16 protein-coding genes and 1 pseudogene are annotated in these 19,868 nt (G+C 71.3%); 2 read left to right on the top strand and 15 right to left on the bottom strand.

Features of this window, described 5'->3' with window-relative positions; translation table 11 throughout:
* Nucleotides 1-262: 262 nt before the first annotated feature.
* From ACI792_RS05520 to ACI792_RS05500, 5 genes and pseudogenes are all read right to left on the bottom strand, one after another.
* Nucleotides 263-1,030 (bottom strand): DUF6544 family protein, encoded by a 768-nt coding sequence (locus ACI792_RS05520; protein WP_456601694.1) that lies wholly within the window; start codon nucleotides 1,028-1,030, stop codon nucleotides 263-265.
* Nucleotides 1,027-1,464, bottom strand: coding sequence for a hypothetical protein (locus ACI792_RS05515; RefSeq protein ID WP_456601693.1), 438 nt, complete (start codon nucleotides 1,462-1,464; stop codon nucleotides 1,027-1,029). Before ACI792_RS05515 ends, ACI792_RS05520 begins: the two co-directional genes overlap by 4 nt.
* Before the next feature lie 394 nt (nucleotides 1,465-1,858).
* Nucleotides 1,859-2,308 carry an SRPBCC family protein gene (locus ACI792_RS05510; protein ID WP_456601692.1) on the bottom strand — a complete coding sequence of 150 codons (450 nt, stop codon included), beginning with the start codon at nucleotides 2,306-2,308 and terminating at the stop codon, nucleotides 1,859-1,861.
* Between the two features lie 957 nt (nucleotides 2,309-3,265).
* Nucleotides 3,266-3,592 carry a hypothetical protein gene (locus ACI792_RS05505; RefSeq protein ID WP_456601804.1) on the bottom strand — a complete coding sequence of 109 codons (327 nt, stop codon included), beginning with the start codon at nucleotides 3,590-3,592 and terminating at the stop codon, nucleotides 3,266-3,268.
* Between the two features lie 83 nt (nucleotides 3,593-3,675).
* Nucleotides 3,676-4,158: pseudogene (locus ACI792_RS05500) on the bottom strand (NAD-dependent epimerase/dehydratase family protein); the annotation flags it as partial.
* Nucleotides 4,159-4,437: 279 nt separating this feature from the next.
* Here ACI792_RS05500 and ACI792_RS05495 point away from each other — a divergent pair.
* Both ACI792_RS05495 and ACI792_RS05490 read left to right on the top strand, forming a co-directional pair.
* Nucleotides 4,438-4,959 (top strand): TetR/AcrR family transcriptional regulator, encoded by a 522-nt coding sequence (locus tag ACI792_RS05495; protein WP_456601691.1) that lies wholly within the window; start codon nucleotides 4,438-4,440, stop codon nucleotides 4,957-4,959.
* Between the two features lie 1,257 nt (nucleotides 4,960-6,216).
* Nucleotides 6,217-7,179 (top strand): diguanylate cyclase domain-containing protein, encoded by a 963-nt coding sequence (locus ACI792_RS05490; protein ID WP_456601690.1) that lies wholly within the window; start codon nucleotides 6,217-6,219, stop codon nucleotides 7,177-7,179.
* Nucleotides 7,180-7,720: 541 nt separating this feature from the next.
* On the opposite strand, the gene ACI792_RS05485 is transcribed toward ACI792_RS05490, so the two are convergent.
* The 10 genes from ACI792_RS05485 to ACI792_RS05440 form a co-directional block, all read right to left on the bottom strand.
* Nucleotides 7,721-10,552 carry an EAL domain-containing protein gene (locus ACI792_RS05485; protein ID WP_456601689.1) on the bottom strand — a complete coding sequence of 944 codons (2,832 nt, stop codon included), beginning with the start codon at nucleotides 10,550-10,552 and terminating at the stop codon, nucleotides 7,721-7,723.
* A 1,317-nt stretch (nucleotides 10,553-11,869) separates the two neighbouring features.
* Nucleotides 11,870-12,760, bottom strand: coding sequence for a hypothetical protein (locus ACI792_RS05480; RefSeq protein ID WP_456601688.1), 891 nt, complete (start codon nucleotides 12,758-12,760; stop codon nucleotides 11,870-11,872).
* A complete protein-coding gene (locus ACI792_RS05475; protein ID WP_456601687.1) occupies nucleotides 12,757-12,912 on the bottom strand; it encodes a hypothetical protein in 156 nt (51 codons plus the stop codon). The genes ACI792_RS05480 and ACI792_RS05475 overlap by 4 nt, the downstream gene beginning before the upstream one ends.
* Nucleotides 12,913-13,558: 646 nt before the next feature.
* Nucleotides 13,559-13,903: a VOC family protein gene (locus ACI792_RS05470; RefSeq protein ID WP_456601686.1), complete on the bottom strand. Its 345-nt coding sequence runs from the start codon at nucleotides 13,901-13,903 to the stop codon at nucleotides 13,559-13,561.
* A 232-nt stretch (nucleotides 13,904-14,135) separates the two neighbouring features.
* On the bottom strand, nucleotides 14,136-15,185 hold the full coding sequence (locus ACI792_RS05465) for an isopenicillin N synthase family dioxygenase (protein ID WP_456601685.1): 1,050 nt from the start codon (nucleotides 15,183-15,185) through the stop codon (nucleotides 14,136-14,138).
* Nucleotides 15,182-16,303 (bottom strand): adenosine deaminase, encoded by a 1,122-nt coding sequence (gene add, locus ACI792_RS05460; protein ID WP_456601684.1) that lies wholly within the window; start codon nucleotides 16,301-16,303, stop codon nucleotides 15,182-15,184. Before add ends, ACI792_RS05465 begins: the two co-directional genes overlap by 4 nt.
* Nucleotides 16,300-17,145 carry an ABC transporter permease gene (locus ACI792_RS05455; protein WP_456601683.1) on the bottom strand — a complete coding sequence of 282 codons (846 nt, stop codon included), beginning with the start codon at nucleotides 17,143-17,145 and terminating at the stop codon, nucleotides 16,300-16,302. The genes add and ACI792_RS05455 overlap by 4 nt, the downstream gene beginning before the upstream one ends.
* Nucleotides 17,142-17,906: an ABC transporter permease gene (locus tag ACI792_RS05450; protein ID WP_456601682.1), complete on the bottom strand. Its 765-nt coding sequence runs from the start codon at nucleotides 17,904-17,906 to the stop codon at nucleotides 17,142-17,144. Before ACI792_RS05450 ends, ACI792_RS05455 begins: the two co-directional genes overlap by 4 nt.
* Nucleotides 17,907-17,929: 23 nt before the next feature.
* Nucleotides 17,930-18,757, bottom strand: a complete 828-nt coding sequence (locus tag ACI792_RS05445; protein WP_456601681.1) for an ABC transporter ATP-binding protein — start codon at nucleotides 18,755-18,757, stop codon at nucleotides 17,930-17,932.
* 28 nt (nucleotides 18,758-18,785) lie between these two features.
* On the bottom strand, nucleotides 18,786-19,850 hold the full coding sequence (locus ACI792_RS05440) for an ABC transporter substrate-binding protein (protein ID WP_456601680.1): 1,065 nt from the start codon (nucleotides 19,848-19,850) through the stop codon (nucleotides 18,786-18,788).
* Nucleotides 19,851-19,868 lie beyond the last annotated feature (18 nt).

The following is a 19,868-nucleotide window of genomic DNA, read 5'->3' as shown; positions in this document are numbered from 1 at the left end:
TACCGGTCTCCAGGCCCCGTCGGATGCGGCCCGATGGCCCACGAGATCCGAGGCGGCGCCCTTAGCCGTCGCACGGGGGGACGCCCACTCATCGCCGGCACCCTGACCGTCATCGGAATCCCCACGACCGGTTCGATACGCGACCGGCCCTCCAGTCAGAGGCCGCCTCCGCCCACCGACGGGGAGGCCCCGGGTCCGCGAGCTCGCCGCCGGTCGCGGGGAGGAAGGGGCAGTCGCCGGCAACCTGCGGTGGGATCGGCCGTCAGCAGAAGCGGGCGCCGGTGATGGTGGCGCGGAAGAACGCGCCTTCGTCCTGCCGGTCGGTGCCCCACCACCACCCCGCACGGAGCCGGGAGCCGATGGTGACGCCGTCGAAGGTTTCCTCGGTCTCGATGGTCACGCCGAAGGGGTAGCGGCCGAAGGGTTCACCGCCAGGGTTGCCCCAGCGCTGCATGAGGACGCCGAGCAGCCGTCCGTCGGGAGCGACGTGGAACTCGGCGCGCTCCTCGTGCTCGTCGATCCGCCAGGTGACGACGGCGTGGTCCTGGTCGCGGCCCGGTGTCCAGGTAGCGGATCGGAAGGTGGTCGGGGCAAGGGCCATCTCGCCGGCGAGGCGGCCGGCGGCGCTGCGGGTGACGTCGGGTCCGGTCGCGGTCATCACGGGGACCAGCCCCGCGAGCCGCCAGTTCATCTGTCCGGTACCGGAACTGTACCGGTCGAAGCCGGTGACGGGTACGCCGAACAGGCGGGCCGTGGCTGCCCACACGAAGCCGTGGGGAGGGGCGAGCACCTGCTGGGCGGTGAACTGTCGCCAGGCTCCGAGCCGGATCTGCCCGTGCATGGTGAGTGTCACCGACGGCCACAGCGGCGTCCCTGGGGCGATTGCGTGCCGCAGCCACCGGCGTGCGGCCGCGGGGAGGTCGGCCACCGCCGCGGGATCGAAGGTCTCGGCGGGCCGGCTCCGTCCGGCCAGCCGGTCCCACTCGGCCCGGACCCTGCGGGCGGACCTCGGGGCCGGGGGAGGGGTCATCGGCCGCTCCTGGCGGCGGGCCGCGGCTGCCGGTGGGCGGATGCGACGGCGAAGGCGATGGCGACGAGCACCGCCGCGTCGACGATCAGCCCCGCCCAGGCGAGAGAGGCCGACGGCAGGAGCACCGCGATCGAGATGAGCGATGCCAGCAAGCCGACCGGACGCCACGTCGGCCGACGGGCGGCCAGGAGTCCGGCGGTGAGCAGGAAGAGCACGACGGCAACCAGCCAGGTCCCGCCGACAGCCATGCCGGCAACAGAGCCGGCCTCCGGTTGCACGTCCGTGTACCGCAGCTCACCGGGCTGGCCCCACCGCCACAGCAGCGCTACACCCATCAGGTGCACCAACCCGTGGATCGCCAGTACCAACGCGCCCATGGTCCTCAGCGCCCGCCGCAGGCCGCGTTCCCGGAGCATCGGCCCCGTGCCGGTCACCTCGCGAACACTACCGTCCGTCCTCGGATCCAGCCGGAGGCCTGGGGGTCGCCGAACTGCGCTCACCGCAGCGCCGGAAGCATGCGGTCAGCCGTGACCGGTTCCAGGGCGGACGGCCACGCGTTCGGCACCAGCGACCGGCAGTCGCTGGACGACGCCGGCGTCAGACGGGCCGTCGGACCGCGAACCGGTACGCCCGGCAGCGGGAGCCGGCGGGTGGTTGCCGGGCCCGGGGCGGTGGCCATCGGTTGATCAAGACAACGGCGACCTGTGCAGGCCCGGGAGGTGAGCGATCGCCCACATCGAAGTGTCCGAGGGGCGACACGCTCCATACACACGGCTCCGAGCCGGCTCGACACGATGACGGGAGCGCCGGTCTCACCTGCCAATGCGGTCAGCCAGGCGGTCGTTCCTCGATGCGCTCTCTGATCGATCGAAGGCTCGCGCGCATGGTTCGCGTGAAGCGTGCCCTCATCAAGGGCAGCACCAGGCGGAGCGCGCCGCTGGCCCGGGAGTCGATCACCAGGACCAGGTCGGTTCCGCCCGTCGTCCGGGGAGAACAGTGGACCTCCTGCCTCAGCTGGAACGATCCGTGGTCGACGGTGGCGGCGAAGTGGGTCTGCGGCCGGTAGACAGTGACGGTCACGGTCCCCTCGATCCGTCTGCCGCCCTGGATCCGGACCACCCGCGCGGTGGATCCGGGGCCCATCGGCCCGACCGAGGTCTGCGTCATGTCGATTATCGAGGGGTCCCATCTCGGGTGGTTGGCGAAGTGCTCGGTGGCGACGAACCGGAAGACGTCGGAGGGCGCGGCGTCGATGTGCTCCCCAGCGCTCAGGCGCACGGGCCCTCCTCCGCTCCGATGGACCGGTCAACCGGCTGTCAGAGGAGTGTGCTCGCCCGGTCCCGGCTCCACGAGGCGTTCCCATGTCACCTCCAGTGGCGACGGCGGGTGGTGGCGCGGCGGGGTGGCCGCAGCGCTCGGAGCCATGTCGACCGTCCTTGCTGCCGCGCGTGATCCGGTCGGCCCGGAGACGAGCCTGGTGTCGCTGGCCGAGGAAGGGTCTGCCCCGGTGAGCACAAGGGCGCACCGACGACGATCCTCACAGCGGCGAGGACTGGATCGACGTCCTGGCGTTCTTCGAGGGGGGCGGCGCGTCGGGTGGGGGCCTCAGCGGGACGGAAGTGACGAGATGGAAGTTCCCGGCCGGCAGGACCGTGGTCCCTGACCCCAGCAACAGTCATTGCGGAGGCTCACCTCGTGCAGCTGCCAGCCGCCGTCGGCGATCCGACCGCCGCAACCCCCGGTCCCGACCGGCACGGCGGAGGCTCGCCTACGGGTCTCGATCCTGATCTCGTCTGACCGAAGGGCGGCGGCCGCCGCCTGACGCGCCTCGGCGGGCGGCCTTCGTCAGTCCAGCGCGCCCGCTCTCGGGACCGCGAACGGCGGAAATGGGCACGCGTCGGTCCCGCAGCCGGATCTGGACGAACCCCTGCCAGGCGGCACCCTTGGCCAGGTTGCTCGCGAGGGCGGCAGCAGCAGGCCGAGCAACGTGCTCACGCCGACGAACGGCGCGGTGGGGAGGTCAACCACCACGGGGGCGGAAGCGACGGCCTGTCCGACCGTGAAGGAACCACAGGAGTGGGCTGGGAACGGGGTGGGCGCGGACGGTCCCGGTCAGGGTGCGCCGACCCGCTCATCCGGCGTCCCGACGGCGAGAGACGGTCATCGTCCGAGGGCGGTCAGGGGCCGCCGGGGAGCGCTGCGGTACCAGCGGACGGTCGCCTCGATGCCTTCCCTCTAGGGGGTGACCCGACCAGGTCCGAAGGCGTCGAGGTAAGCGGTTGCGTCGACGCAGTGCGGCTGGCGGAACTGGTACAGCATCTCGGCGCCTTCCCGGGCGACCGGCCAGGCGCCCCCGACGACGCGAGCCGCGTTGGCGCTCAGCCGCGCCACCCTCAGCGATCGCCCCGCCTGCCCGAACAACTCCTCGAGAAAGGTGCGGGCGGTTCCCGGTGGCGGCGTGGGCAGGTGCCAAGCCCGGCCCAGCGCGGCGTCGTGCTCGCCGAGGTCCACCAGGCCGTGGGCGAAGTCGTCGATGAACATGGGGGCCAGTGGCTCATCCATGTCCCCGACCCACATTGCGGGCCCACGGCCGAGCGCCGGGCCGAACACGTTGCGCCCCAGGACGGACTCGACGGCGGCCCGTACAGCTCCGTTGCCCGGCCGATGACCGTGCGCACCCGCCCGCTGCTGTGCGCAGCGAGCACACGCTCGGCGAGCCAGGCGCGCAACACTCCCTTCCAGCTGACCGGCCGGAGCGGCAGGTCCTCGGTCATCGGTCCGTTGACGCGCCCGTACATCCACGTGTCGTCGACGAACACCATGCGTGCGTCGGCCGAGTGCGCCCCGGCGAGCACCCCGTCCACCGCGGCAGGCAAGCTCTCCCGCCAGGCCACCAACGGCACGTTGACGGCGTTGTAAACCACACCCGCGCCGCGGCACACCTCCCGCATCCGCTCGGCGTCCGTGGCATCGCCGGCGCTGGCCTCCACCCCGGGCGGCAGCGTCATCCGCCCACTGCGGTTCACCGCCCGTACCCGTCGGCCGCGCCGGACGAGCTCCCGTACGAGCGCGGTACCGGTGCGGCCGCTCGCGCCGATGACCACGTGCGGGCCGTCCGCGTCGCTCATGGTGGTCCCTCCGTCGGCGACGAGTGTTTCCCGGGCGTCTTCGAGTCAAGCGCGCCACGAGCCGTCGCCAAGAGGACATCGCGTCACTACTTTGCGACTTTGCGCACCAGCGGCTGCCCGGTGCGGCGAGCGACACCTCCGGCCATTCGGTCGCATACACGAGTGATGGAGGCCGAGTGTCGAGAACCGGTCAGCTGCCGGACCCCCGGGTCAGGCCCACGCGTCAAGCGCTGCGGCAGGCCCTGGTGGCGGTCGTCGAGGAGCAGTCGTACCAGGCCGGTGACGGTCACCCGGGTCTGCCGGCAGGCCATGGTGAAGAAGGCCACCTTCTACCTCCACTACCAGGACAAGTACGACCTGCTGCTGGACGTGGTGGGGGAGCGGTTCGGTGTCATGAGCCTGCGCGACAGTCCGCCACCGCCGGACCTGGCGAGCTACTCCCTTGAACGGGCCTCCGCGACGGTCCTCCCGTTGCTCGAGCACGTAGCTGCTCACGCCGGCTTCTACCGCGGCATCGTGGGTGCCGGGGGCTCCCAGGAGATTCGCGCCGACCTGCGGACCTACGTGCGGGGGTTGATCCTCCAGCGCATCCGGGCGGTTCTTCCGGCGGGGATCAGCACGCCGGTGCCGGTCGACGTCGTCGCCGCCTACACCGCGGCGGCCGGGCTCGGCGCCGTCGTGTGGTGGCTCGACGCCGGGATCCCCTCGACACCCGGCCAGTTCGCGGAGTGGTTGCTGCGGCTGCTCTCGTTCGGCGCGCACCAGGCGCTCGGGCTCCCGGCTCCCGCACCGCAGCCCTAGCAGCGCCGGGCCGGACGGCCCGGCGGTCGACGAACGGCGCATCCAGGGCCTGCTGGCCCGCACAGGAGTCCTCCGGTGGTCGGGGAGGGGCCGGTCCCCGCAGTCGTGGGGATCAGCCGTGACGGCGGTCGCCACGGTCGGGGGGCGTCATGCGCGCTGCGCCCAGGGGTGGTCGCACCGGTGCCGCACCCCCCCGGCACGCGCGGGGGCGGCCCGGGCGAGCCGGAACCCCCCTGCGGGGTGCTGCTCTCTCGGTACGTCGTGCAGGTGAGGTGGTCGAAGGCGACCTCGGCGGCCTCGAAGGGGCGAACCCCGGGTCGCCCCAGCGCGGGTCGTGCTCGCCGACGCAGTAGCGGGTGCTGCCGCCGTCTGCCGCGACGATCGACGAGAAGTCGATGTCGCCGCGGCCCACGATTTCGATCCGTCGGTCCGGAGTCGGGTTGAGGTTCTTGACGTGGAGCCGCTGGACCCGGTCGCCGTACTACTCGTGGCCGCCGCACGGGCAAGGAAGGCATCCCCGCCCCCAGCGGCCAGTGCATCGCGAACCGCTTGGTGGGCGGTCCTGGACGGGGGCGCCGCAGTGGTGACCCCATGCTGCCCTACTCGAGCCGCCCGATGCCTTCGGCAAAGCGCAGCAACGCCTGAGCGCCGGGCTCACCGAAGTCGGCGAACGGTGCGGTGTCGAGCGTCGCCATTGTCCGGCGCAAGAGAACGTGCAGCTGCACTTCGAGGGCCCTTGCATACCTGTATGACTAGCGGCGCAGCGCCCGAACTGGGAATCCCGGCGTGATCACTACGTGTGGCCTTGCGGAGAGCTGGGCATCCGCGCTGTGACGTAGGGACCAGTCGCCGCAGTCGATCACGATGGTTGCTGACTTGTCGCTCCTCCCCAGTAGCGGTCGATGACCCACTCGATCGCCGGTCGGATGCCGAGCGTGCACGGGTACGCCGTACCCCGGATGCCGCGCAGAGTGACGTGCCTGTTGATGTGAGTCAACGATCGGTCCACGGGTGGCGAGCCCGGCCGCGCCTACTCCGGATTTCGTCGGACGACTCTCTTCGCCGGGTGACAGCCGCGGGATGTGGGATCGACCTCGATGCATCGGCACCGGGGAGCCGTGGGGACGTTGACCTCCGTAGGAGTGAGACGGGCCGTTGGGTGCTCGGGGAACGGACCAGGGTTGCCGACCGCTAAGCAGCGAGGCAGGCGAGCGAAATCGCACTGCGCTGACCAGCTCCGGGATGGGAGGTGAACTGATGGACGTGCGCCTGCACGAGCACGAAGCTGGCCCGGCGTTCGACGATGGTTTCGCCGCGGCCGTGCTCGACGCGCTTCCGGACGCCACCGCGGTCGTCGACGCCACCGGCACCATCGTCATGGTCAACCGGGCCTGGCGGATGTTCACGCTGGACAACGGAGGTAACCCCAGCAGCACCGGTATCGGAGTGAACTACTTGGCGGTGTGCGAGAGGGCTGCAGCCGCCGGCTGTCCGGAAGCGGCTGCGGTCATCGCCGGTCTGCATGCCGTGCTGACCGGGGCGACAGTGCAGTTCGACAACGAGTACCCCTGCCCTTCCCCGGCCGTGGAACGCTGGTTCCTGTTGCGGATCACCCCGCTGACCGGATCTCGCGGTGGGGCGGTCGTCTCGCACGTCAACATCAGCCGCCGCAAGATGGCAGAGGACGAACTCGCCCACGAGGCGTCTCACGACCCGCTCACCGGCCTGGCGAACCGGGCGCTGTTCTTCCAGCACCTGAGCTTCACCCTCGAGCCGCGCCCGGGGCGCCGCCAAGAGCCGGATGCGGGTGTGATCTTCCTCGATCTGGACGGATTCAAGCCGGTCAACGACATGTTCGGGCATGACGCCGGCGATGAAGTTCTGCTGACCGTTGCCCACCGGCTGCGCCGCGTACTCCGCGAGCAGGACACCATCGCCCGACTGGGCGGCGACGAGTTCGCAGTGTCCGTTCCCCGTGCCTCAGCGGAGCAGCTCGCCGGCCTCGTCGAGCGACTGGATGCCGCCCTCGCCGAGCCCTACCGCGTCCACGGTCGGCAGGTGCACGTCCGTGCCAGCATCGGGAGTCACGTCGCCACCGCCGGTGATTCCCCGGCCGACGCGCTGCGGTGTGCCGACCTGCACATGTACCAGGTCAAGCGGAGACGCCAGCAACAGCGGAGTCACCCGGTCGAAGGCCTTCGTGGCGGGCGACCGGAGTAGCCCCGCGGCGGAACGGAGCAGCCGGGCGACCGTGCACGGGCTGCTCAGGCCCGTGCCGGTCAGCGCTTGGCGCCGGCGCCTGCCCTGCCGATGCTTCCGGGTGACGTCCCACTGCGGCCCCATGGTGCCGAGTCGACCGGCTGATTCGACTGCCGCCATGTAGTCACGCCCGAACTCGCGGGTACCGGATGATGGCCGGGCCCCGGGACAGCCGGCGGATGTAGTCCTTCAGTCACTGCGCGGCCATGCCGACATCCGAGACAGCGTCCCCCCGGCGCGGAAGCCGCAGGGGGTTCCCGCGGTATCCGAGGGGAATCCGCACACCGCAGGGGTCCGCACCCTGTTCAGGCCGGTCGAGAGGATCGGCCTCGCTGGGCGGCGATCCACGAGGAAGCGGATGACGCTCGGCCATCGACCGGACGGCGTCGTGGCGGCCCATCCCCGGCGTTTCGTCGAGCACAACCCCCGAGATCCGCGAGCGAGCCGCCGTCGGCCGTGGCCTGAACTCCGAGATACCCCGGAGGTGCAAGGCGACCCGGACTCAACCAACTGGCGCCGACCCGTCCCCGCCGGTCGAGGGGAGCCACTCCTCCGTCAGGGCGGCTGGCGACGCGGGTCGCCCTAGGTGATAGCCCTGGACGAGGTCGCATCCCAAGTTCTTCAGGTGCTGCAACTGGGCGGCTGTCTCGACTCCCTCGGCGACGCAGGTCATCCCGAATTCGTGCGCCAGGCTTACGACGGCCGCCACGAGGGCGGCGTCTCGCGGGCTGCCGGGGATGCCGGCGACGAACGACCGGTCCACCTTCAGCTGGGCGAGCGGGAGGTAGCGGAGATAGGAGAGCGAGGAGTAGCCGGTGCCGAAGTCGTCGATCGACAGGGAGACACCGAACTCGGCGAGGGCGGCGAGGGCGTCGCTCATGACGGAGCGCTCGGACATGAGCGTCGTCTCGGTGATCTCCATAGTCAGTACGGCGGGCTCCAGGCCGTAGTGGGCCACGAGTCGTTCGACCATACGGACCAGCCCGGGGTCCAGCAGCTGCCGCGGGGAGAGGTTGACCGCGACGGAAAAGCCTTCGGGCACGGCACCGGCCCGTTGCCAGACGGAGACCTGGTGCAGCGCCTCGCGGAGCACCCACTCGCCGATCGGGACGATGAGGCCGGTGTCCTCGGCCAGCGGGATGAAGTCGTCCGGGGGCACCTCTCCGTAGCCGGGCCGGTTCCACCGCAGCAGGGCCTCGACGCCCCGCAGTGCCTCATCGGACGTCGACAGAACCGGCTGGTACTCCAGCGCGAGTTCTCCTCGGGGGAGTCCGTGCCGCAGCGCCTCCTCGGTGTCCAGGTGCCGGAGTGCCTGGTAGCGGAGGCCGGCCTCGAAGCGGGAGAAGCGGTTGCGTCCGTGGTCCTTGGCCAGGTACATCGCGGTGTCGGCCTCCCGCAGCAGGTCTGCGGCGCGGTGATGCTCCTGGGCCACGGTCACCCCTACCGAGGCCGTGATGCGCACATCTTTGCCGTTCAGGTCGACGGGCTCCTGGAAGCCCATGACGACGCGTTCGGCCAGAAGGGCCGCCTCTCCGGTGTCGGTGTCCTCGCACAGGACGACGAACTCGTCGCCGCCCAGGCGGGCCACCGTGTCCGACGCCCGGGTGGTGGCGAGCAGCCGCCGCGCCGCGTGCTGGATGAGCTGATCGCCCACGTCATGGCCGAAGGAGTCGTTGACGAGCTTGAAGCGGTCCAGGTCGATGAACAGGAGGGCGACGGGGACCCCTCGCGCGTGCCGATGCAGGGCGTGCTCGAGCCGGTCCATGAGCAGCCGGCGGTTCGGTAGCCCGGTCAACGAATCGTGCAGGCCTTGATGGGCCAATCTGGCCTCGGCCCGGCGGAGCAGGACGTTGTCCACGTCCCGGCGGAGTTCAGAAGCCTCCTGCACCTCGAGTTGCTCCCACGGCAGGGAACGCCCGCTCACCGTCTGTCGCCAGAGCTGGAAGGAGTTCCGGGGTGACAGCGGCGTCGCTCGGTTGCTGGACGACTGGTCACCCAGCCAGTCGACGCTGTGCATGACCTCCCGCCGGAACCAGGCGAGGTAGTCGCCGTCGCCTCCGAAGGGGACCACGAGCAAGCCGGCCACCGTGGGAACGAGGTCGGCCAGGTCCGGTCGATCGGTGGCGAGCGCCTCGCTGACCAGGGTCGGCACTGCACCGTCACCGGCGAGTGACAACCGGGAGATCATCGCGTCAACCGCCGCGGGGGGAGGGGTGTGCCCGATGGCCACATGGCGCTCCTCAAGGCAGACGATCGCGCCGTCCGCAGACACGAGGTCGAGCAGGGTGACCTCCTCGTCGACCAAGCTTGCGCCGACGTCCGAGCTCTCCGTCATCTGTTCCACGAGCAGCGTGCGTACCTGCTGGATCTGCAGCTGCCGCCGCAGCCGCGCATTTTCTGACATGACGCGGAGCTGCAGGGACACCTGCTGGGTGAGCAGATCGCAGGCACGGCGCACGACGTAGGGCACGTGGCGCGGCCGATGGTGTGTGCACGAGATCATCCCGACGAGCTCGCCGTCTCGAACGAGCGAGAACGACATGCTGGCCGCCACGCCCATGTTGCGCATGAACTCCAGGTGGTGTGGCGAGACGCTGCGCAGCTGGGACAGGCTCAGGTCCAGCGGTACCCCCGTCCGGGAATTCACGGCAGGCACCAGAGGAACGGGCACGTAGTCGCTGGTCACGATCAGTCGCGAGGGCTGCAGCGTGTAGAGCCGGCGGGCCTGGGCCGGAATGTCCGACGCGGGGTAGTGCAGGCCCAGGAAGGGCTCCTGATCGGCGGATCGATCTTCGGCGACCACCTCGCCGTGGCCGTCAGGGTGGAAGTGGTAGACCATGACGCGGTCGAAGCCGGTGAGCGCGCGCAGTTCCCGGGCGGCCCCGGCTCGGAGTTCGTCCACGTCGACGGCAGTGGAGAGCCGCTGCGCCGCCGCGTGAAGCTGGGTGACCAGCCTGGCCTCCGGTTGCGTCGGGGCCGGCTCCATCTCGATGACCAGCAGCCCATCGGCCTCGTGCGGGATGGCGTCGAACGGACGGGCCCCGACGACGACCTCGACCGGGGCGCCGGGGGCTTCGGCGAGTGCGGACCGGAGACGGGGGAACCACTCAGGCCACGCACCGTGCCGGGCACGCACGTCGAGTCGCGGCGACGCGTCGACGCCGAGGAGCTCCGTGGCGTTCCGGCTGGCCTGGACGAGGGTGAAGTCGTGCGGATCGACCGCCAGCAGCACTCCGTGTGGCTGGATAGCTCCCGGTGCGTGCAACGGTTCTCGCGAGCACTCGTCCAGTCGCAACCGCTCGTCCTCCGGCAGGAGGTCTTGGGCGCGCGTCACGTCGGCGTCCCGAGACTTGGGCAGCTGCCCCGGTCCCTACCGGTCTCACCGGCCCATAGCGGTAGGACGACTGCCCCTGACGGCGAGATCGGGCCAGCACAGCGGGTCACGGTAGGGGCATCCGTCCAGGGGAGAGGGCTTGCAGCTGGAGCATCACCGTACGGGTGGTGAGCGGCAACTTCCGGCCGTGGAGCGGCGTACCGGTCGCCGAGCTGCCGGAGAGGCGGCACCGTCGAAGGGGGAGCCTGTGCGGTGACGCTCCGCCGCCCGGCCCTACCGGGCTCGCGGTGGGGAGCCGGTGAGACTTCCTGCGGAGCGAAGAAGACAGACACTCACACGGCCATCGTTCTCGCTGCCCATCGAGACCTGTGTCCCGGGACGGCGGCAGGGAACAACCCGTGTTCACGGACCCCAAGTCCTGCCGCCGAGAGCGGCCACTCCCCGCGGCGACTGGCGGGCCGGTACCACGCATGCAGCGGCAGCTCATTCAGCTATCCGCGTACCAACGCTGCACCAGTCAGGAGTGCCGCACGACATCTCGCCCGGCGGCGCTCTACGCCACGCCCGCGCCGGTGGCTGTTGCCCGGGGACGGGTCAGCGTCTGGTAGGTGCCCGGGGACGGGTCAGCGTCTGGGAGGCCAGAGACGCGGCCTCGGCCCGCAGCCTTGCGAACGCGGTCGATCTCTCCACTCGTTGCCGGCGACTCCTCATCGCCCTCGAGGTGACCGTGGTGGCCCTGCCGTCCGCTTCTCCGCGCAGTCCACACTGCGAAAACGTCCCCAGCTCCTCGCGCGCCGGGACCTCGTGACCGGCCGCCTCGACCTGGTGGCACGGCTGGACCGCGCAACCGCGTACCCGGTCCGGGACGCCCTCTCCGCGCTGCTGGTCACCACCTGCAGGCGGCGACACGCTCATCTCGTGGGGGTCCACCCGGTGCGTGGTCTCGGTCCGGACGGTCGCAACGACTGCCCGCCCACCGTGCGTCAGTGCGAATCGGACCAAGCCAGAGACGAGCGAACCCCCGCCGGCCAGTGACGCCGTGGGGGTTCAACTCGGTGTCCGAGGGGCGACACGGTACATACGCACACCCCTGCGCTCGGTCTGAGCCAACCGGACCATGGGCAGTCCCGGGACCGCGCCGCTTCCCCCGGTGGGCGCCAGCGGGTCCGGTCACGAATACGTAGGAAGTCCTACTCCTGGCGCGGTCGGGTGTCGCGGCTCGGCGGTCCGGTAGTCGGGCACGGTGCTGCCCGGCCGAACCTCGGTCAGCAGTCCGCCCGAGGGGTCCATGTGGCAACGATGACTGTGCCGCCGTGGTCACCTGAGCACCCGGTGCTCGAAGTCTTCACCGTCCTGCCAGATCACGTCGAGATCCAGGTACATCGACGCGGCGCATGAGAGGTCGTCCTGGGAAGGTTCGCCGGGCAGCAGTACGGCTACTCGGTCGACGAGCGTCCGGTCGGCTGTGAGGTTCAGGAGGTATCGGTACCGGTGCACCTGCCCGATCGCCGGGAACAGTCCGTCGACGGTGGCCTTCGCCTCGACGATCAGGCGGCGACGCTCGTCGTAGATGTCCGCGACGAGGTCCGTGCCCCCGTCCCTCCCGATCCGGTACTCAAGCCTCGGCCTGTAGTCGAGCGTCGCGATGTAGGAGGCGACGAGGTGGGCCTCGAGCCTCCTCTCATCGGCGAGTGCCTGCGCGACCGTGGTGTCCGGGTCCGCGAGCCGGGTCGCGGCGAGTGCCAGTTCGCCGCGGGCGCGCCAGCACTTCATGGCGTACAGCTCGAGCTCGCGCCCCTTGAGCCGCTCGTGCATCGCCCGGTAGACGTCGGCGTGCCGGTATCTGCCGTCGAGCGCCACGAAGGTCTGGTAGATCGTCCGGTGCCCACCGTCGGCCTTGGTCGGCCAGCCGAGGGCGAGCACGGCGTCGGCGACCTCGGCGAGCGGCGCCTCCCGCGGGTCGGTCGGTCGAGCCCGCCGGTACTCATCGGTCTCGAGGTCGTGGGCGAGCGCGCCGGTCGACTCGAGGTCGATCACGGCCCGCAGGACGGGGTCGATGGTGAGCGCCGGCGCGATGCCGAGGGTCTCGGCGAGGTGCTCCCGGGTGTCCGCCCAGGTGGCGGTGCCCGCGGTGTCGAGCTGCTGCTCGATGTAGCGGGTCGCGCGGCTCACCCGGTGCTCGAGGGTCGGGCCGAGCGGGGATGTCACGGTGCGACCGTCCAGACAGCCTCGAGCAGCGGCGGGACCGTGCGGGCGACCTGGGCCTCGGTGGAGACCTGCACGACCTCAGGGCGCGGTGCGGGTCGAGCATGGGCGCGGGCGGTGAGCGTGGCGCTCGGTGGGGTGGCAGGCGACGTCATGACCGCGACCGTGCCATGCACCAGGCGCTACGTGCAGGGCAGGCGCTTCAGAACGCCCGTCCGCCCGGCGAGCAGGCACGCCGGTGCCGGTGCCGGTGTTCAGGCATCAGACGAGCGTGCCGACAGTTGAGACAGGTGAACCCCCATCGGCCGGATTGCCGTGGGGGTTCAACTCGGTGTCCGAGGGGGACTTGGGCACCGGGAAGTGGGAGCCGTCCCACCGGCTGCTCCCGCTGGGGGAGTGGAGCGCGGTGTGCGCGGCGTCGTGGACATGGTCGGAACGTAGCGCGCCGGTCGGACAGTGAGGATCGTTCTGCTGTCGTCGACCATCCATCCGGCGTCAGCTGCCGGATTGCTTCCTGTGCGGCGAGCCTCGATCGGCGACAGCCAGCAAGGCAGATGTCCCCGGGGTCGCCGGGAGGTATCCCGGTGAGAGGCGCGCGATACGCGAGGACACCGGTGAGCTGATCGAACGGTTCACGCACCGGGCGATGGATCCCCCGATCCCGACCCCACGTCGTCCAGGCCCTCGAGTGGCGCTCGGCGACGTCCGGCGGCCGTGAGCCCTGGCCGAGTCGCGATCACGCTGCGGTTGCCGCCATGGGCCGGCCGGCCCCGCCTGTGGACAGAGGAAGCACCCCCTGGACTACGGCGTCGCCGGTGGGTGCTCGGCGACGCAGAAGAGGTTCCCTTCTGGATCGGCGAGAGTGGTCCACTGCACGTGCGGGACCTCGTCCAGGACGTCCCATCGGTAGGTGGCCCCCAGGCGGATGAGGCGCTCCACCTCGAATTGCCGTGAGCCCCACGGGACGGTCAAGTCCAGGTGGACCGCCTGGCGCTCCGGGCGGGCACCCTGCCGGGGGCGGAAGAACATCCCGAACCCGCTGTTCCCGGCGGGCGGCAGGTAGACCGTGCCGTCGCCCGGTGAAGGCGTGGAGCCGGTGACGGACGCCCAGAACCTGGCGAGCGTCGTCGGGTCCTGTGCCTCCATGTTGATGGCTCCTAGGCTGACCGGGGGAGGCGTCACTGCGCACCCACCTTCCTGTGCGACTCGCCGCGGGCGGGTGGCGGCGAGGGTGGTGAGGAAGGCGGGTGAGTGAGCCAGGGGGAGAGCCCCGGGCACTGGGTGCTGCTCGAGTGGCGGGTGCCCACGCTACGCATCGGGGGGCCGGTGCCAGGCGGGACGTGGCTCCGCACACGCGCGAGACGTCAACCGGGAGACCTCATGCCGGCCGCGCCGCCAGGACCCGTGCTGCCTCCCGCTCCGCCTCGGTGTTGGCCACCCCGGCCCGCGAGCCGGCCAGCTTCGCCCGGATGTGCTCCCCCACGGTGACCGGCGGGTACGCCGACGTCCCGTCGGCGTCCAGGCAGGTCGGCAGCGTCTCGATGACGGCGTCGATGTTGCCGTCGTGGAAGAACGCCGCGGAGCGCCGGCGCTCGATGCACCCGTCGACGATCGGCGGCTTCACCCGGTGCAGGGTCGACATCCACCGCTCGTTGGTCCACCGCGCCATGAGGTCACCGAGGTTGATCAGCAACGCGCCGTCGGCGGGCATGACGTCGTGCCAGGCGCCGTCGCGGCCGAGGACCTGCAGGCCCCTGACCTGGTCGGCCCACAGCACGGTGACGATGCCGTAGTCGGTGTGCTCGCCCATCCCGGTGAGGTCGCCGTCAAGCGTCACCTCGCCCGGCGGCAGGGCGTAGTTGTTCATCCGCAGCACGTCGAGGCTGTGGTCGGTGTACCGCTCGAAGAAGCCGGGCGGGAGGCCCAGCGCGTCGGCGAACATCGTCGTCAGGGTCCGTGCCACCCGGCCTGCCTCGCCGAAGTAAGCGGCCACCGCCTCACGGAAGCCATCGGCCTCGTGGGGCCAGACGTTCTCGGCGTAGTCGACGACGGGCAGGTCGACGCCCGGGTAGTCGCTGCGGGCGGCGCCGACGTTGAAGGCCTCGAAGAAGTCGTGCATCCGGTTGGAGGGCGCCAGCCCCAGGCTGAGGCTGAGCGACTCGGTCTTCGGCGGGCTGTACCCGCGGTTGATCTCCGGGGGCGTCCGATAGCCCTTCTTCGCCTCCAGAGGCAGGCCGAAGAAGGAGTCGAGAGCGGCCCCGAAGGCATCGGTGACCGCGGTCGGGATGCCGTGGCCGAGCACCTGCACGAAGCCGACGGTGCGCGCGGCCTCGTCGAACGACCGCGCTGCGGCCGCCCGGGCCTCGGCGGTGCCGGCCTGGTCGACGTAGGCGGAGATGTCGACGACGGGCACGGTGAACTCGTTCACGGGGTCTCCTCGAGAAGGTGCGAGTGGGCTGTGGGAGGGGCGTCGGGGGTGGTGGCCACCATCGCCGTGGCCCGGCGGCGCAGGTCGGCCTTGCCGGACTCGTCGAGCCAGCAGGCGTCGATGGCGTTGGCGGTGAAGGCGGCCAGCTGCTCGCGGCGGTAGCCAAGGGCGTGCGCGAGCACCCGGAAGTCGTGCGTGGGATCGGTGCCGAACATCGGCGGGTCGTCGGAGTCGATCGTCACGCACAGCCCGGCGTCGACCATCTGCCGGATCCGGGTGTGCGTGCCGTCACCGCTGCCGGAGTAGCGGCCGATGTCCGAGCTGACCGGCGTGCAGGTGAACGGGATCCGCTCGGCCACGCATCGGGACGTGATCTCCGGGTCGTCGACGACGTGGTAGCCGTGGTCGATCCGGCTGCAGCCGAGCTCGTCCAGCAGGGTCACCACGTGCCCGGGAGGACCGGACTCGGAGTGGGCCGTCCGGCCCAGACCCGCGCGGCCGGCGAGCCGGTAGGCCTCGACGAACCGCCCGGGTGGGCCGTTGACCTCGGCGTAGTCCAGCCCGATGCCGACCACCTCGTCGACGCGGTGCTCGATCACCTGCTGGACCAGCTCGACCGCCTCGGCGCCGCTGCGCTCGCGGTTGATGCCGACCACCAGGCCGGCGTCGATGCCGGTGTCGTCGCGGGCATCGCGCAGGCCTGCGACGACGCCCTCGAGGATCCGCGGGTAGGGGATGCCGGGGTGCCCCGGCGGGCTGAGCTGGATCTCGCGGTAGAGGACGTTGTGGTCCGCGCCGCCCGCGGTCAGCGACTCGTAGGTCACCCGGTGGAAGTCGTCGACGTCGCGGATGACCGAGCCCACGACGTCGAGCACCCGGAGGAACTCGCCGAGGTCCTCGTAGCTGTCGTGGTCGTAGAGGTCCTCGACGCCGCGCCCGAGCGGTACCCCGTGCTTCGCAGCGAGCTCGACGACGGTCCCGGGCGCCACCGTGCCGATCAGGTGGCAGTGCAGGCTCACCTTGGGTAGGGCCGCCACCATGGCATCCACGGCCGGGTCGGTGGGCACGGGCCGGGAGTGCGGTGGGTAGCCGGGCGGGCGGCGCGCCGTCGCAGTCATGCGCGGTCCGCCTGCCCGAAGCGGCTGAGCACCGCCGCCTCGACCAGCTGGGCGAGGAGGTAGAGCAGCAGCGACACCAGGGTGATGACGACGACGAGCGCCCACACCTTGCCGATCTGCGACCGGGCCGCCGCCGAGACCACCGCGTAGCCCACGCCCTGGCCGGTGGCCAGCCACTCGGCCAGCAGCGCGCCGGTCATCGACCCCGGCACCGCGATGCGGACCGAGGCGAAGAACGCCGGCAGCGCCGAGGGGAAGGCCACCTTCCTGAGCACCGTCATCGGGCTGCCGCCGTAGACCAGCACCAGGTCGCGCATCTGCGGGCCGACCGACCGCAGCCCGGCGACGATGTTGACCAGCGCCGGGAAGAGCACCACCACCGCGCTCATGACGGCGACGATCACGTAGCCGCGCCCCACGAGCAGGATGAGCATCGGCGCCAGCGCGATCAGCGGAACGGTCTGCAGGATGAGCGCGACCGGCATGACGGCGCTCTCCGCGGCACGGAACCGCACGACGACGGCGGCCAGCGCCACCGCGACGAGCATGCCGGCGGTGAAGCCGATGCCCGCGTCCAGCAGGGTCCGGCCGAGCAGCCTGGCGATCTCGGCCCGCAGCGCGGTGGCGTCCTCGTCGACGAACAGGATGTCGACGACGTCCAGCGGACCCTTGCCGACGTAGCTCGAGACGTCGAAGGCCCACAGACCCCCCACCCACAGGGCCACGACGACCGCCAGGACCAGCGCCATGGTGCCGACGGTCCGCAGCGTCGCCCTCAGCAGCGGGTGCCGGCCCCGGCCCGGGCCCCCGACCGGGTGGGACACCAGCAGGTCGGCGCTCACGCCACACCTCGGGACCACGGGGTGACGACCCGTCCGAGCAGGGCGAACAACCCGTAGAAGGTGCCCGCGACCAGCGCGCAGCCCAGGCCGATGGCCCAGGCGCCGTCGACGTCGACGTTCTGCTGCGCGATCTTGAGCGTGACGGCCACGCCGCGCTGCACGCCGCCGACGTACTCGCCCAGGATGGCCCCGAGGAAGGCGAGCGGCGCGGCCACGCGGAGCGCGGCCAGCACGGAGGGGAGCGCGGCCACCAGCCGCACCTTGGTCAGCTGCCGCAGCGGTCCGCCGCCGAAGACGCGGACGACCTCCAGGCTGGCCGGATCCGCCGACCGCAGGCCCAGCACGGTACCGACGACGGTGGTGAAGAAAACCGACAGCGCCGCCAGTGCGGTCGCGGTGCCCGCCCGCTGCCCCTCGTCGGGGTTGCCGATGACGATGAACAGCACGGGGGCGATCGCGACCAGCGGCACGCAGTAGGTGATCACCGCCAGCTGCATGATCAGCTGCTCCACCGCCGGCACCAGCAGCGTGACGGCGGCCAGCGCGACGGCTGCGACGGTGCCGTAGCCGAAGCCGACCGCGGCCTCCTGGAGCGTCATCCCGAAGTGGGTGGCGTAGAAGGTCCAGCCCCGGTCGGCGGCCGCGGCCACGACCCCGGCCGGGGAGGGGATGCGGGCGTCGGCGAGCAGGGTGAGCACCAGCAGCCACCACACGGCCACCACGCCCAGCAGGCCCAGCGCCCCGAAGGCGGCTGTGCGCACCGGCTCACGGGACAGCACGCCGTTCACCCCGCCGCCGTCCCGCTGCCGAACAGCAGTTCGGAGGCGTGGTCGTGCAGGGCGTGGAACTCCGGCGTCCGCATGATCTCCGGGTGCCGGGGGCGCGGCAGGTCGACGTCGATGACCTCCACGATCCGGCCCGGCCGCGCGCTCATCACCGCGACCTGGTCGGACAGGAAGACCGCTTCCGAGATCCCGTGGGTGACCATCAGCGTGGTCGCCGGCTTCTCGGTCCAGATCCGCAGCAGCTCCACGTTCAGCCGCTGCCGGGTCATGTCGTCGAGGGCACCGAACGGCTCGTCGAGCAGGAGCACCGACGGCTTCACCACCAGCGCCCGGGCGATGCTGACCCGTTGGCGCATGCCTCCGGACAGCTGCGCGGGCTTGGCCTTCTCGAACCCGGACAGCCCCACCAGCTCGATCAGCTCGGTCACCAGCCCGGCGTCGGGCCGGGTGCCGGCGACCTCGAAGGGCAGCCGGATGTTGGCCTCCACCGAACGCCACGGCAGCAGCGCGGAGTCCTGGAAGGCGATGCCCAGGGCGTGCGCCCGCCGCAGCTCGGCCGGGGTGGTGCCGTCCACGAGCGCGGTGCCGCCGGTCGGCTGCTCGAGGCCGGCGAGGATCCGCAGGATCGTGGATTTCCCGCAGCCCGAGGGGCCCAGCAGCGAGGAGAAGCTGCCCTGCGCGGTGTGCAGGGTGGCGTCGGTGAGGGCCTGCACCTGTTTGCGGCCGGAGCCGAAGGACTTGGTCAGGCCCTGGAGGTGGATGCCGGTGCCCCCGGCCGGCCGCGGTGCGGCCGACCGGAGGACCTCGGCCTCGGAGAGCGAGGTCACGATGGGGTTCCTGTCCGGATCGGGGCGGTCAGGCCGCGCTGGGCACCTCGACGAGCTCCGGCTTCTCCTCGAGCAGCTCCTCGAGGAGGGAGAGGTCGAAGAGGTCGTCGGCGTCGGAGATGTCGATGCCGGCGGCGGCCAGGGTGGCCAGGTTCTGGTCGATCAGCTCGTCGGAGATGGTCAGCAGCCCGTTGGACTCGACGTCGGGCGTGACGATCAGGGTGCTCTGCACCTCCGCCTGCTCGACCTCCTTGGCCATGTCCAGGTCCAGGTCCGCCCCGTACTCCTCGACCGCGAGCCGGGCGCCTTCCTCCGGGTCGCGCAGGTAGTCCTGCCAGCCGAGGATCTCGGCCTCCAGAAACGCCTTCACCGCTTCGGGGTTCTCGGCGATCATCTCGTCGGTCGTGATGATGCTCTCGGCGACGAAGGGCAGGCCGTTGTCGGCGAAGGGCAGGTTGGTCACCTCGTAGCCGGCGGCCTGGACGGTGATCGACTCGTTGGTCAGGTAGGCCAGGAAGCCGTCGACCTCGCCGTCGATCAGCGGCGCCGGGTCGTACTCGACCGGCACCTTCTCCACGGAGGCGGGGTCGATGCCGTTGACCTCGAGCAGCGCGTCGAACAGCGTCTCGTTGCCGCCGGCCTGGACGCCGATCCTCTTGCCCACCAGGTCTTGCGGAGTGGCGATGTTCCCGCCGTCGGCCAGGGAGAGGATGGTGAACGGGTTCTTCTGGAACTTGGTGCCGACGATCTTGAGCGGCGCGTCCTCCTCGGCGATCACCTGGGCGGTGGCCACGGCGTTGCTCAGGCCGAAGTCGGCCTCCCCGCTAGCCACGAGCGTCTCGATCGGCCCCGGGCCGGGGTCCATCGTCACGTCGGAGAAGCCGACCGCGGTGTAGTGGCCGTTGCTGTCGGCGAAGTACTCGCCGGCGAACTCGGCGTTCTTGATCCAGGACAACTGCAGCGTCAGCGGGCCGAGGTCCCCGCCCTCGCCCTCGGCGGCGGCGGTGTCGGTCTCGGCCGAGCCGCCGCACGCCGTGAGGGCGAGGACGGCCCCGGTGAGCGCGCTGGCGGTGCGCAGGACGCGCTTGTTCATGGGCTTCTCCTGGTCGGA

The organism is Blastococcus sp. SYSU DS0669 (assembly GCF_054050895.1).
The sequence above is the reverse complement of the archived record's forward strand: the minus strand, read 5'-3'. Positions and strand labels throughout refer to the sequence as shown.

What these genes read in the sequence shown, in the direction of transcription:
- ACI792_RS05520 (WP_456601694.1), bottom strand. Translation starts at nt 1,030, where the DNA reads ATGACCCCTCCCCCGGCCCCGAGGTCCGCCCGCAGGGTCCGGGCCGAG.
- ACI792_RS05505 (WP_456601804.1), bottom strand. Translation starts at nt 3,592, where the DNA reads ATGGATGAGCCACTGGCCCCCATGTTCATCGACGACTTCGCCCACGGC.
- ACI792_RS05490 (WP_456601690.1), top strand. Translation starts at nt 6,217, where the DNA reads ATGGACGTGCGCCTGCACGAGCACGAAGCTGGCCCGGCGTTCGACGAT.
- ACI792_RS05475 (WP_456601687.1), bottom strand. Translation starts at nt 12,912, where the DNA reads ATGACGTCGCCTGCCACCCCACCGAGCGCCACGCTCACCGCCCGCGCC.
- ACI792_RS05470 (WP_456601686.1), bottom strand. Translation starts at nt 13,903, where the DNA reads ATGGAGGCACAGGACCCGACGACGCTCGCCAGGTTCTGGGCGTCCGTC.
- add (WP_456601684.1), bottom strand. Translation starts at nt 16,303, where the DNA reads ATGACTGCGACGGCGCGCCGCCCGCCCGGCTACCCACCGCACTCCCGG.
- ACI792_RS05440 (WP_456601680.1), bottom strand. Translation starts at nt 19,850, where the DNA reads ATGAACAAGCGCGTCCTGCGCACCGCCAGCGCGCTCACCGGGGCCGTC.